The sequence below is a fragment of the Methanobrevibacter sp. genome (genome assembly GCF_045603845.1).
In the GTDB taxonomy this organism is placed as follows: Archaea; Methanobacteriota; Methanobacteria; order Methanobacteriales; family Methanobacteriaceae; genus Methanocatella.
Map to the genome: position 1 here is coordinate 1 of NZ_JAZUMY010000060.1, position 12,528 is coordinate 12,528.

The 12,528-nt window shown below is 38.5% G+C and carries 11 protein-coding genes and 1 tRNA gene; 7 read left to right on the forward strand and 5 right to left on the reverse strand.

Annotated elements, in window-relative coordinates; all coding sequences use genetic code 11:
- Position 1 precedes the first annotated feature (1 nt).
- A tRNA-Trp gene (locus ACKI2W_RS05135) sits at positions 2 to 149 on the forward strand.
- 46 nt (positions 150 to 195) lie between these two features.
- A complete protein-coding gene (locus ACKI2W_RS05140; RefSeq protein ID WP_407379903.1) occupies positions 196 to 804 on the forward strand; it encodes an MBL fold metallo-hydrolase in 609 nt (202 codons plus the stop codon).
- Between the two features lies 1 nt (position 805).
- Here ACKI2W_RS05140 and ACKI2W_RS05145 read toward each other — a convergent pair whose 3' ends face one another.
- Complete coding sequence (locus ACKI2W_RS05145) at positions 806 to 1,459, reverse strand: potassium channel family protein (protein ID WP_407379905.1); 654 nt, start codon at positions 1,457 to 1,459, stop codon at positions 806 to 808.
- Positions 1,460 to 1,515: 56 nt separating this feature from the next.
- Positions 1,516 to 2,949, reverse strand: coding sequence for a TrkH family potassium uptake protein (locus ACKI2W_RS05150; RefSeq protein ID WP_407379907.1), 1,434 nt, complete (start codon positions 2,947 to 2,949; stop codon positions 1,516 to 1,518).
- A gap of 101 nt (positions 2,950 to 3,050) precedes the next feature.
- Here ACKI2W_RS05150 and ACKI2W_RS05155 point away from each other — a divergent pair, with 101 nt between their 5' ends.
- Together ACKI2W_RS05155 and fhcD are read left to right on the forward strand one after the other, a co-directional pair.
- Positions 3,051 to 4,103, forward strand: a complete 1,053-nt coding sequence (locus ACKI2W_RS05155; RefSeq protein WP_407379909.1) for a UPF0104 family protein — start codon at positions 3,051 to 3,053, stop codon at positions 4,101 to 4,103.
- Positions 4,104 to 4,187: 84 nt separating this feature from the next.
- Entirely contained in the window at positions 4,188 to 5,072 is an 885-nt protein-coding gene (gene fhcD, locus ACKI2W_RS05160; protein ID WP_407379911.1) for a formylmethanofuran--tetrahydromethanopterin N-formyltransferase, read from the forward strand.
- A gap of 13 nt (positions 5,073 to 5,085) precedes the next feature.
- Here the strand turns inward: fhcD and ACKI2W_RS05165 are convergent, their stop codons facing one another.
- Complete coding sequence (locus tag ACKI2W_RS05165) at positions 5,086 to 6,216, reverse strand: NAD-binding protein (protein WP_407379914.1); 1,131 nt, start codon at positions 6,214 to 6,216, stop codon at positions 5,086 to 5,088.
- A gap of 69 nt (positions 6,217 to 6,285) precedes the next feature.
- Between ACKI2W_RS05165 and ACKI2W_RS05170 the strand changes: the two genes are divergently transcribed.
- Together ACKI2W_RS05170 and sfsA are read left to right on the forward strand one after the other, a co-directional pair.
- Positions 6,286 to 7,806, forward strand: a complete 1,521-nt coding sequence (locus ACKI2W_RS05170; RefSeq protein ID WP_407379916.1) for an NAD(P)H-hydrate dehydratase — start codon at positions 6,286 to 6,288, stop codon at positions 7,804 to 7,806.
- The gene (sfsA, locus tag ACKI2W_RS05175) at positions 7,793 to 8,509 is read left to right on the forward strand and encodes a DNA/RNA nuclease SfsA (protein ID WP_407379918.1); all 717 of its coding nucleotides are present in this window, start codon (positions 7,793 to 7,795) and stop codon (positions 8,507 to 8,509) included. The genes ACKI2W_RS05170 and sfsA overlap by 14 nt, the downstream gene beginning before the upstream one ends.
- A gap of 266 nt (positions 8,510 to 8,775) precedes the next feature.
- On the opposite strand, the gene ACKI2W_RS05180 is transcribed toward sfsA, so the two are convergent.
- Complete coding sequence (locus tag ACKI2W_RS05180) at positions 8,776 to 9,480, reverse strand: NAD-dependent protein deacylase (protein ID WP_407379920.1); 705 nt, start codon at positions 9,478 to 9,480, stop codon at positions 8,776 to 8,778.
- 83 nt (positions 9,481 to 9,563) lie between these two features.
- Between ACKI2W_RS05180 and ACKI2W_RS05185 the strand changes: the two genes are divergently transcribed.
- Complete coding sequence (locus ACKI2W_RS05185) at positions 9,564 to 11,213, forward strand: helicase C-terminal domain-containing protein (RefSeq protein ID WP_407379922.1); 1,650 nt, start codon at positions 9,564 to 9,566, stop codon at positions 11,211 to 11,213.
- A gap of 8 nt (positions 11,214 to 11,221) precedes the next feature.
- Here the strand turns inward: ACKI2W_RS05185 and ACKI2W_RS05190 are convergent, their stop codons facing one another.
- Positions 11,222 to 12,397, reverse strand: a complete 1,176-nt coding sequence (locus ACKI2W_RS05190) for an argininosuccinate synthase (RefSeq protein WP_407379924.1) — start codon at positions 12,395 to 12,397, stop codon at positions 11,222 to 11,224.
- Between the last annotated feature and the right edge of the window lie 131 nt (positions 12,398 to 12,528).

Consider the following 12,528-nt stretch of genomic DNA (forward strand, 5'->3'; position numbering starts at 1 on the left):
TGGGGTTATAGTGTAACCAGGCATCATCTGGGACTCCAGTTGTCTTTGAAGAAATATACGCGTAACTGAACAGTACTTGTTGTGATGATCAATTGGAGTACTGAGGCAAGAGAAATCCCAGGATCGGGGTTCAAATCCCTGTGACCCCATTTTTATACTAAACTTTTTTTACTACCTTTTATAATAATTATCTTTATGAGTTCCAATAATATTGTTTTTATTCAGGGTTATCACATTGATTCAAATTATTATCTTATTGATGACATGCTGGTTGACACCGGTTCAGGCTATTATGACGATTATTTGATTTCCCAGCTTGAAAAGCATGGCGTAAGGCCAGAAGATATTTCTCTAGTCGTTAACACCCATTGCCATTTCGATCATATGGGCGGAAACCATTTGTTTGAAAATGCTGAAATAGCTGTCCATCATCTGGATGCGATTTCAATCAGGAATAAGGATGATCTCGGCACATCAATGAACGTCTTTGACAATCCGGGCAACTTAAGGGTCGACATTGAATTGAAAGACGGCGATAAAATCAGAGGATTTGAAGTAATTCACACTCCCGGCCACACTGCTGGTGGAATATGTCTGTGGGATGGCGTTAATCTGATTTCCGGAGACACTGTATTCTCCCATGGTGGTGTTGGAAGGTTTGACATCGGCGGTAATTATGATGATTTAAAACAATCAGTTCATAAATTAACCCAATTGGATGCAATCAATCTGTTTCCGGGTCACGGACCTATTGTTGAGGGCAATGCCAGTAAACATATCAAATTGTCTTATAGTCAATTTTAAACTATTTTTCTAATTTTTTAGATGCTTTGGAAAATGATCCTCTTTTTACAAGAACGGATACTTTTTCATTGCGCGCAAGGGTATTGTCAGGCTGAGGTATAACCAGTTTTCCGTCCTGCTGATATGTGGCTATTATAATAAAGTCTTTTGTCGGGGAAATTTCCTTGATGCGTTTTCCAACAACCTTATCGTTTGTGATTGTCATATCAAGGATTTCGGCATCTCCTTCACCGAGAGATATTAAATCCGCAACGTTTGGCCTTGTAACAAGTTTTTCTAAAAATCCTGCGGCGGTAATTTCGGGGCTGATTACGTTGTCGATTCCAACTTCCTTAAAGGCTTCCTCGTGGTCAGGATTACTTACACGGGCAATGATGTTTGGAACGTTGTATTTTCTAACCAGAATGCATGACAGGAGGTTTGCCTCGTCGTTTCCGGTTGTTGCAATGAAAAAGTCAGCATCTTCAATGTTAGTTTCTTCAAGCAATTTGGAATTCGTTCCGTTTCCACATATAACTAATGCGTCAAGTTCTGCTGCTGCTTCGTTACATAAAGCTTCGTTGTCATCTATTAATGTGAGGTCATATCCGTCATCTATCAGTAAGTTTGCAAGGGACAGTCCCACACGTCCAAGACCCATTATAATAACATACATTCAATCACATCCTCATGTTCAAATACATATTATTGTATATTTTAAGTATTATAAATCTATCTTTTAAATATTTCAAAAACAGCTCTCAGGGTGATGAGTACTGGATATATTTCCAGTCTTCCGGTCCACATGTTAAAGATACTTATGACTTTCAGTGGAGTTTCAAGTGAAAATACGATTTCTCCAAGCTCCAGGCCGACATTACCCTGAATTGACATTGTATCAAAGAGGCTTCTGAACGGGTCATGGCCATACAGACAGAACAGCGCCCAGGTAAATAGTATGCATAATAAATAGAGGGTTATGTAGTTCCCGCTTTGTGCAACGGCTTTTTCGGGGAGTTTCTGTCCGGATATTCTCATAGGTATTACTCTTCCTTCCGGAGAGAGGATTTCCCTGATGTGCTTGTACACTCCCTTAAAGAAGGTAATCACACGCATCAGCTTCAGCGCACCTACTGTTGAACCGCTTGATCCTCCAACCGTCATCAGTGCCATCAGGACAATAAGCACGAATGAAGGCCATGTTGACATCACTTCAAAGCCCTGAACCGTGGCTCCTGTTGTTGTAACGGCAGACACTACGGTAAAGAGAAGTTCAATTGGTATGATGTTTGACGCGAAATACAGGATGACTGTTGAAATGGCTATCAGGCTGATCATGACCTTAAACTGCAGGTCCTGAATCAGGGATTTCCCACGGGTTTTAATAACTTTGTAATGTACCAGAAAGCTTGTAGCTCCCAGAATCATCAGTACGATTGTAATGAAGTAGATGATGTCGCTGTGGTAAAATCCGATATTTGCATTCTTTATGCTCATTCCTCCCGTTGAAATGATACTGAATGTTGTACATACGGAGTCGAAAAGGGGCATTCCGGCAAGCAGATATAAGATTATTCCGAATGCAGTATAAATCAGATAAATTTTGATGGTCTGTTTTAGTGTGGCTCTAACGGATGGTTTGATACGTTCTTTACGGGCTTCGGATTCGTAAAGCTTTGATGATGTGGTTCCGGGACGTGTCAAAATTGCGATAATCATAACAACAACCCCTAATCCTCCGACCCACTGCTGGAGGGACCTGAAAAAGAGAATGCTTTGAGGAAGTATTTCCACGTTTCTATACATGGTAATTCCGCTTCCGGTTAATGCAGACATACTTTCAAAAACACCGTCCACAAAACCCAGATTTGTAACCATAAGCATTACAAGTCCGCAGATGATGCTTGCCCACAGCCATGCGATTGATGAAATGATCATTCCATGTTTCAGACGTATTTTCCGTTGGGTGTATTTGTCAAGTCCTTTGACGCAAATGAATCCTATTCCGATTGATATTAGGGCAGGTATGAGATATCCCAAAAAGTTGAATTCAAAGTATATCAAATCGACGATGATTGGAACCAGACACAATACTCCGATGCCTATCATAATCATACCTGAATTTCTGGCAACAATCAGCAAGTCGTTTTTGTTTATATATCTCATAAATTCCCCTAATGTTATTATTAATAATTTAAATTTGAATAAATATATATATAAATTTTTAAGTTAAATATAATATGTAATCTATTTTCTATGGTGGGACTATGGATAAAAAATCAGTAATATTTCTTGCAATAAGTCTTTTGATACTGGCAGTGATGCTGTGGTTTGTAGGAATAGATGAGGTTATCAATGCCTTAAAGTTCGCCGATCTGACATTGATTGGCGTAGCCATAGTTGTTCAGGTATTCACTTATTATCTCTACACATTAAGGTGGAAAATACTCAATGACATTGCAGACATTAATGTAAGCACTTTCAAGCTGCTGCCTATGGTTCTGGTAGGTCTTGCAGTCAACAACCTCACTCCTTCAGGAAGGGGTGGCGGAGAGCCTGTAAGGGCATATATATTGTCCCGTGAAGAAAATTATCCGATGGAGGAGACTTTTGCAGCTGTCGTGGCAGACAGGGCTTTGGACACTTTCCCGTTTGTTCTTCTGGCCGTTTTGACAATCATTGGGATGACCATTTACTTTGATTTTTCATTATCACTGATTGTTGTCATGGTTCTGGCAGTAATAGCTATTGTTGCAATTTTGATTGTACTGATTTACATGTCCATCAATCCACGTTTCGGTGAAAAGGTTTCAAATTGGGTTATCAGACTTGTCAGGAGATTTTATAAGAAAAATTCCCAGGAACTTGAAGAAAAAATCCGTGAAGTAATCAAAGGATTCCAGGACACTATGAATCTGGTTATTCACCATAAGAAAGTGCTCTACTATGCACTCCCGCTGTCCTTTATAATTTGGATATTTGAAATTTTAAGGGTGTATCTTGTTTTTCTGGCATTCGGAGCCACTGTAAGTCCTGTGGTCATTGGAGAGGTATTTATTCTCGCTTCACTTGTGGGTATGATTCCGCTTCTGCCGGGAGGTCTCGGTGCAGTGGACGGAATAATGATTATTTTCTATTCCGCAGCGGGAATATCATCATCAGTTGCGGCTGCCGCTACGGTCATTGAAAGGCTGATTTCATTTTGGATGGCCACAATTATCGGAATGCTGATTTTGCCATATTACGGCTCATCAGTTTTGGATAAGATATCATTCAGTTCATCTTCAAAGGAACTTCCCGAAGAAAGTGAAGATGAATAAATAGAAAACTTTATTTTATTTTATATTAAGATATTTTAGTATAGCAAAAAATTAATTTTTTGTATGTATATAATTGGTGAAATTATGGAAATTAATGGCGTAAATATACAAGATACCTTTGCTGAAGGTTTCGGAATTAAAGTATCTAGATTAATTATTACTGCAGCTACTAAACATTTAGCTAAAATTGCAGCTACTGAAGCTACCGGATTTGCTACTTCAGTTATCGGATGTCCTGCAGAAGCAGGTATCGACCAATACATTCCTCCAACCGAATCTCCGGATGGAAGACCTGGTTATGCAATTATGATCTGCCACATGTCCAAAAAAGCTTTAGGCGGACAAATCATGGACAGAATCGGTCAATGTGTTTTAACCGCTCCTACCGCAGCAGCATTCAATGCTCTTGAAAGTGAAGAATCATTCCCAACCGGAAAACAACTCAAATTCTTCGGTGACGGATATGAAACTGAAAAAGATGTAAACGGTAAAAAAATGCACGTTATTCCTATCATGTCTGGTGACTTCTTAGTTGAAGACGAAATGGGATGGAAAGACGGAGTAGCTGGTGGAAACTTCTTCATTATGGCTGACAGTCAAATGGCTTCCATCGTTGCTGCTGAAGCTGCTGTCGATGCTATTCACGCTGTTGCTGGTGTAATCACTCCTTTCTCAGGCGGTATGGTTGCTTCTGGTTCAAAAACCGGTTCCAAATACTCTTTCATGAGCGCATCTACCAACGAAAAAGAATGTGTAACATTAAAAGACCAAGTTGACACTGAATTACCTGAAAACGTATTCGGAAACATGGAAATCGTTATTGACGGTGTAGATGAAGAATCAGTTAAAGCCGCTATGAAAGCAGGTATTGAAGCTGCTTGCCAAGTTCCTGGTGTTATTGAAATAGGTGCTGGTAACTACGGCGGAAGCTTAGGTCCTTACCAAATCCATTTACAAGAGTTATTCTAGAGAGATTAACTCTCTACTCTTTTCTTTTTTTAGTTAATTCCATTATCTCTTTGTTTGATAAATTTTTACCGATAATTGTAATCTCTTTTTCAAGATTATTGAGTAAGTTCTCAAAAGTGCGTCTGTCAGGGCCTGAAATCAGATGGGAATGGATATTGTTTACATTGCTGTACAGGTTATCAAGAGCTTCTTTCGCATCTTTATTTGTATCCAAATACTTCTGGAACTTCTTGCCGTCTTTTAAATCCATTGTTTTTATTTCACGGCTTAACGGCGTTTCAATTCCCGGAATGTGGTAGTCGATATTTTCCAGTGTGCATCCGTGATTTGAAATGATTTCGAATTCATCAAGAATTTCATCGGTTGTGTGCTGAACGGTCAGCCTTAAAAGATGCGGCTTTGCGGATTCCAGATAAAGGTCCTTTCCTCCAATGATTTCCGGAGACACAATCTTGTCTGCCCCTGCCTTTCGGAGGTGTGAAATGTTCTCCAGTTTGCTTGCCCTTGAAACAATCCATGCGTCAGGATTGCTTTCCCTAATGGTCAAAACGATAAATAGGTTAGTAACGTCACTTCCGGTACTGATTATGACGCTTCTGCACTTTTCACCTGCCACTTTAGCTATCAGGTCGTCTTCTGTCACATCCTTGTTTATGACAACCACATTGTCGCTTTCCTCTAAATCATCAGTCACTTCACTGTCCTTTTCGAATATGATTACGTTCTGATTTCTCTGGTTCAGCTCTTCAAATACCACTTTTCCGACCCTGCCGTAACCGCAAAGAACATAATAATTTTCCATCTGCTCAATTGCTTTCATTTTCCTAGCTCCTTTTGAATATGTGCTCATTCTTTCCTGAAAACTCGTTAAAATAATATTGAATACATAAGCGAGCAATGCAACACCGCCCAAAGCAAGTGTTGTTGCAAAAATCTTTTGAATTCCTGTTGTTGGAGTCAGATCTCCATAACCAACTGTTGCCATCGTAACAACAGAATAATAAATGGAATCAATCAGGTTCAAACCCATTATGAAATAGGAACCTATTATTCCGTAGGCAAAAAGCAGCGCAATCAGAAATATTCCTGTCGTAACGTATCTTGTCGGCAATCGTGTTAAAATTCTAAATGTTATTTTTCTCATAAAACAGTTCCTTATTTAAGATATGTTTATTTATATTTGAATTGTATAAATTAATTTTGTGGTGATTTAATGGACCCGATAGATATGATGGTAACTGATGCAAATTGTGAATACTTAGGTTTGTCAAGATTATGTTTAATGGAAGCCGCCGGAAAGTCTTTAGGTGAGGAAGTTGCAAAAATAGCTGTTTTCACTTTCGCAAAGCCGGTAAAGGTTGTGATGTTTACAGGTTCCGGAGGAAACGGCGGTGATGCCTTTGTGGCCGCACGCTACCTATTAAACAGAGGATATGACGTTGACATCTACATGCTGAATGACAATATCCATTCATCCGAAGCAAAAACAAATCTGGAGGTTTTGATGAACATGAAACCAAGACTGTCCAGACTGACAATTCACGATTTGACGAGTATCGGGGACTTCAGGCTTGATGAGGATGAGGATTTCATAATTGTTGACGGGATTTTAGGAACAGGAATCAGGGGAAATCTTCAGGAAAACATCAAACGGGCCATTGAAGTAATAAATGAGTCCAACGGAATCAAGATAAGTATAGACGTGCCTTCAGGAATGGATCCGCTAACGGGAAATGTTGATGATGTTGCCGTCGTTCCCGACTACACCATAAGCTTTCATAAAATCAAGACCGGCGTGAGGGATGCTGAGGAGGAAGTTGTCGGAGGCCTTGTAACGGCAGACATCGGAATACCTCTTGAGGCTGAATACTTCGTAAACTATGGTGACTTCTTAAGGCTTAAAAATCGGGATGATAAATCACATAAGGGAAACAACGGGGCAGTGCTTGTTGTCGGTGGAAGCAGAGACTATCATGGCGCTCCGGCTATTTCGGGTAAGGCTGCCTTTGGAACGGGCGTTGATCTTGTTTATGTTGCAACTCCCGAAAGCGCTGCAGTTCCTGTAAAATCTGCTTCGGAGGACCTGATTGTAAAGTCCCTGGAAGGTGATTATCTTTCATTAAATCATTTGGATGAAATTCTTGAACTGGCAGATAAGGTCGATGCAGTGCTCATCGGTCCGGGGTCTTCCATAAACGATGAGACATCAAAACTCTTCAATATTCTGGTTTCAAAAATCAAAAAACCTATTGTATTGGATGCTGACGGTCTAAAGCAGGTTGAGTTGGCACTGATTAAAAATAAGGAAAATATTGTACTGACTCCTCATTTGGCAGAGTTCAACCAGTTCTTCAATTCAAATCTGAAGCTTGATTTGGACAGTTATGACTTTAAAAAAGTCGATGAAAATATTACAGACTTTCAGAGGATCACTAAAAGTATCAAAGGCACTGTTATTGTAAAAGGCAAAAACGATCTGATTTTATCCGGCTCCAAATTCAGAATCAGCTCTTCAGGAAATGCCGGAATGACGGTTGGCGGAACAGGCGATGCCCTTGCGGGAATTGTCACTGGTCTGCTCTCACAGGGTCTGAGTCCATTTGACAGTGCATGTCTGGGAGTGTTCATCAACGGTCTGGCTGGAGAGAAGGCCTATGAAGTTAACGGAAACGGATTTTCAGCAAGCGATTTGGTTTCATACATTGGAAACGTGATTAAAGATGGATTATGTTAAAGGGATTTTCAAAAAAAGGCCGAACCGATTCATAGCTGAAGTGGAAGTTGACGGTGAAATTCAGATAGCTCATGTGCCGAATACCGGCCGCTGCAGGGAGTTGTTGGTCGAGGATGCTGTTGTTTGGCTGAAGCCCTCAGACAATCCGAAAAGAAAGACCAAATACAGTCTGCATTTTGTCGAGAACCGTGGTCATCTGGTATCAATTTACTCTCAGCAAGCTAATGAAATTGTCTATGATGCAATCGTAAGTGGCAAAATAAAAGAGCTTTCCGGTTATGATTACCATCAAAGGGAAAAGACAATAGGCAATTCAAGGATAGATATATACTTGGCCAATGAAGTTGATGATTGTTGCGGAATGTCATTTCTCGAAGAGCCCTGCTTTGTTGAAGTCAAGGGTGTGACTCTGGTAGTTGGACGTGAAGCAAGATTTCCCGATGCGCCGACAGAAAGGGGAACAAAACACCTGAAAGAACTGATAAAACTTAAAAAGGATGGATTCAGGACAGTAGTGTTTTTCCTAATCCAGCATCCTTTGGGAGAATCCTTCGCTCCAAATTGGGAAAACGATCCAATATTTTCACAGACGTTAAATGAGGCATATGAAAACGGCGTGGAAATTCTGGTTTATAAGTGCGATAATCGTTTGAATGGAATTGATTTGATTCCAGAAGCTATTGATTTTGATTTAAGTCAATAATATTTCTTTTTTTATTCATGATTAACTTTATATGTTATGAATTTATATTAATTATTATAGGATATGTTAACAAATCCTAAGATGGGTAAATACTAAAATACTCATTTGGTGCTATTGTAGGTTTTAAATCTATAATAGATGAGTATTTAATTTTAAAATAATTTTTAGGAATTAACTTTTAGTTAATGCCTATAAGTTGGTTAGTATATGTCATAAATGTCTATCGGTATATTGTAGTTTAACTACAATATTAGGCATTTATGTTTTTAATCTATTTTTGACAAGGTTTCTCCAATCGCATCATTAATAACAAGGCTTGCCAGATTGTCGTATGGTGTTTCACTTTTATTTATCAAAACCAGATTTTTTCCATTAAAATAATTTATTAATCCTGCTGCCGGATAAACTACAAGTGATGTTCCACCAATTATGAGAGTATCTGCATTTGAGATGTAATCGACTGCAAAACTTAAAACCGCATTGTTCAGAGGTTCTTCGTAAAGTACTACATTGGGTTTTATTATTCCACCGCATTTGCATCTTGGAATGTCTTCTGATTCAAGAATATAATCCAAATCATAGCTTTTGTTGCAGACCTGGCAGAAATTCCTGTGAACGCTTCCATGAAGCTCCAATACATTTTCAGAACCTGCCTTTTGATGCAGTCCGTCGATATTTTGCGTTATCACTGCCTTGAGTTTTCCTCTCTTTTCAAGTTCGGCCAGCTTAAAATGGGCAGGATTGGGTTCAGCATCCTTGAAAATGAGATTTTGCTTGTAAAACTCAAAGAATTCTTTTGTATGTTCCATATAATAAGTGTGTGAAACCAGCTCTTCTGGTGTTTTTGAATAGATTCCGTCAGCGCTTCTGAAATCAGGGATTCCGCTTTCAGTTGATACTCCGGCTCCTCCAAAAAATACAATATTTTCGGATGAATCGATTATTGATTGTAGTTGTTCTATTTTGCTCATATGTTTATATTATTTGATGGTAAACTTTTAAATAGCTATTCTAATAAAATATAATTGTGAATATCTTGTGAGTAGGGATTAAATTGAGTGAAACAAACAATAATTCTAATCTTGATTGGATGATTCATTGGTCATTAACCGAACATACGCCACGAAACACTCAAATACAATTAATCAATAAAATAAATTTTGCAATCGGAGAAGGATATAAAAATATCATTCTGGAAGCGGGAACCGGCATAGGCAAGTCTGCAATCGCAACGACCCTTGCAAATATGTATGAAGATTCATATATTCTGACTATGACGAAGCAGCTTCAGGAGCAGTATCTGCATGATTTTGATGATATGCTGGTTGAGATAAAAGGAAAAGGAAACTACAAATGTAATTATCAGGGAACATGTGATTTTTGCCTTAAGGCAGAATACAATTTGGCAAAATGCAGGGACTGCGATTATCAGATGGCCTTTAGAAAGGCAAAACAGTCAGAAAACGTCATTACAAATTACGATTTCCTTTACCGTGTGGGCGTTGACAATCAGATGATGGAACCTCGTCAATTGCTGATTCTGGATGAGGCCCATAATCTGGAGCGTAAAATGTTGCTTTTGTCTTCTCATGCTCTTGAACGGGAATACATATCAACAAAATTTGGTGTAGACATTTTTGAAGCGCTGATGAATAGGGAAAAATCATATTCTCATATAAAAGCGAAACCTGAATATTGGATTGGGGTCTGTGAGAATCTCATGAAAAAATGCAGCGAACAGATTAAAAAATTCGACAGAAAAGAGGATGTTCAGGTTACATTGGATGAGTTTGAAGAAAATCCTGATAAGTATTCAAATACAGATTTTATGGAAAAGCAGATTCTTGAAAGCGATTTGCAGTCATTTAATTCGATTAAAATGGGGCTTGAAAGTGGTGATTTGATTATTGACGTGCCGGATTATGAACTCATCATGAAAAATAAAATGGATATTTCAGCTGAATTCAAGCCATATTCAGTTTCCGACGCTACTCAAAACCTGTTGAGCTTTGGAAACATCCGCATATTTTTAACGGGAACTCTTGGAAGCAAAAACAAATTCTGCGAGTGGAACAATATCAATCCAGACAATACTTACTATATTTTTGAGAAAAGTCCGTTTGAGGTATCAAAAAGACCAATTTATGTAGATTTTGTCGGTTCAATGAGTGGAAAGCGAAACAAGGTTCCATTATGGAAAAATAAAAGAGCTATATCAAAAATCAAGGAAATAATCGATAAGTATCCTACTCAGAAGGGTGTTATCCACACGTCAAGCAATGAACAGGCTTTTTGGATTATGGACAATTTGAAAGATTATAATCTGCTGTTTGTGGGCGGTAAATCTAGAAATAAGGTTTTAAATGAGTTTGGAAATATTAAAGGTCAGGTCATTTTGATTGGGGCTTCAATAAAGGATGGTGTTGATTTAAAGGATGACTTGTGCAGATTCCAGATAATTTTTAAGGTTCCTTATCCTCAGCTGAATGAACAGGTCAGGTATAGAAAATCTCTTGACCAGTCATGGTATTTCTATCAGGCTGTAATGTCATTAATGCAGGCTTATGGTCGTGGTATCAGGGATAATGATGATTATTGTGACATGTATATCATAGATTCTGATTTCAAAAGATTGTTTGATTTCAATAAAAAGTTTTTCAATGAATATTTCACTGAAGCGATAATAAAAAAGAGTTTAAGATAGCTCTGAAGCTATCTGTTTAATTTTTGATAATTTGCAGCCTGTAGGCCGTGGTATTTAATCATGCCTTCAACTTCTCTTTGATCGGTTTCCTTATCTTCGAAAGTAATCTGTTCGATACTGTGTAAGCTGAAAGGTGATTTTCTTATTAACGGCTGGATTGAGCCTTTAAAGAGTTTCATTGTAACTTCACCGCTGACTCTTTGCTGCATGTTGTCAATAGCCTGATCCAAGTCTTCTCTTAATGGTTCTTGCCATAGTGCTCTGTATACCAAATCCGCATATAATGTGGACATGTATTCTGCAAATCTTAATTCGTCAGTGGTAAGTACGAGCTCTTCCAGTGCCTGGTGAGCTGCAATCAGGAGTTTTGCTCCAGGAACTTCGTAGTTTTCCCTACTTTTGAGTCCAATCATCCTGTTTTCAATGGTGTCCACTCTTCCAATACCATTGTCGCCTGCAATTTGATTTGCTTTTCTGATTAATTCGATTAACGGCATCATTTCACCGTCAATAGCTACAGGAATACCTTCTTCGAATTCGATTGTAACTTTTTGAGGTTCATCGTTAGCGTCCTGCCATGATTTTGTCCATTCGTAGATGTCTTCAGGAGGTTCGTTTGCAGGGTCTTCAAGGTTTCCTCCTTCAATGGACCTTCCCCAGATGTTTTCATCAATACTGTAGATTTTATCGTAATTCAATTTGATGCCTTTTTCTTCAGCATATGCTTGCTCTTCGGTTCTGGTTAAGTTCAATTCTCTGATTGGAGCGATAATATCTAAATCAGACATTGCAAGGATTACTGCTTCGAATCTGAATTGGTCGTTTCCTTTCCCGGTACATCCGTGTGCAATTGCGGTAGCTCCTTCTTTTTCAGCAACTTCAATGATTTTCTGAGCTATTAATGGTCTTGCAAGTGCAGTACTTAAAGGATATCCTTCGTATTCGGCGTTTGCTTTAATTCCTCTTGCAATGTATTCGTTTGCAAATTCTTCTTTAGCGTCAATTGTGTAGTGTTTTCCAGTTCCAATTTTAGCGGCCATGCTTTCTGCTTTAGCCATTTCTTCTTCGCCTTGTCCTACATCTACACAGGCAGTTATTACTTCAACGTCATACTTTTCTTCTAATAATTTAACACATACGGAGGTGTCTAATCCTCCACTGAATGCTAAGACTACTTTGTCCATTTAATCACCAAAATAATTTTATAAAAATGAATTCATTATTTAATTTTGTTTTTAATAGTATATAATTATTATATGTGGTTATTTCAAAAAAAGTATTGACAGAAGAGGGCTCTTAATCGGGGGTTATAATT

What these genes read in the sequence shown, in the direction of transcription:
- ACKI2W_RS05170 (WP_407379916.1), top strand. Translation starts at nt 6,286, where the DNA reads ATGGACCCGATAGATATGATGGTAACTGATGCAAATTGTGAATACTTA.
- ACKI2W_RS05145 (WP_407379905.1), bottom strand. Translation starts at nt 1,459, where the DNA reads ATGTATGTTATTATAATGGGTCTTGGACGTGTGGGACTGTCCCTTGCA.
- ACKI2W_RS05190 (WP_407379924.1), bottom strand. Translation starts at nt 12,397, where the DNA reads ATGGACAAAGTAGTCTTAGCATTCAGTGGAGGATTAGACACCTCCGTA.
- ACKI2W_RS05180 (WP_407379920.1), bottom strand. Translation starts at nt 9,480, where the DNA reads ATGAGCAAAATAGAACAACTACAATCAATAATCGATTCATCCGAAAAT.
- sfsA (WP_407379918.1), top strand. Translation starts at nt 7,793, where the DNA reads ATGGATTATGTTAAAGGGATTTTCAAAAAAAGGCCGAACCGATTCATA.
- ACKI2W_RS05165 (WP_407379914.1), bottom strand. Translation starts at nt 6,216, where the DNA reads ATGAGAAAAATAACATTTAGAATTTTAACACGATTGCCGACAAGATAC.
- ACKI2W_RS05150 (WP_407379907.1), bottom strand. Translation starts at nt 2,949, where the DNA reads ATGAGATATATAAACAAAAACGACTTGCTGATTGTTGCCAGAAATTCA.
- fhcD (WP_407379911.1), top strand. Translation starts at nt 4,188, where the DNA reads ATGGAAATTAATGGCGTAAATATACAAGATACCTTTGCTGAAGGTTTC.
- ACKI2W_RS05155 (WP_407379909.1), top strand. Translation starts at nt 3,051, where the DNA reads ATGGATAAAAAATCAGTAATATTTCTTGCAATAAGTCTTTTGATACTG.
- ACKI2W_RS05140 (WP_407379903.1), top strand. Translation starts at nt 196, where the DNA reads ATGAGTTCCAATAATATTGTTTTTATTCAGGGTTATCACATTGATTCA.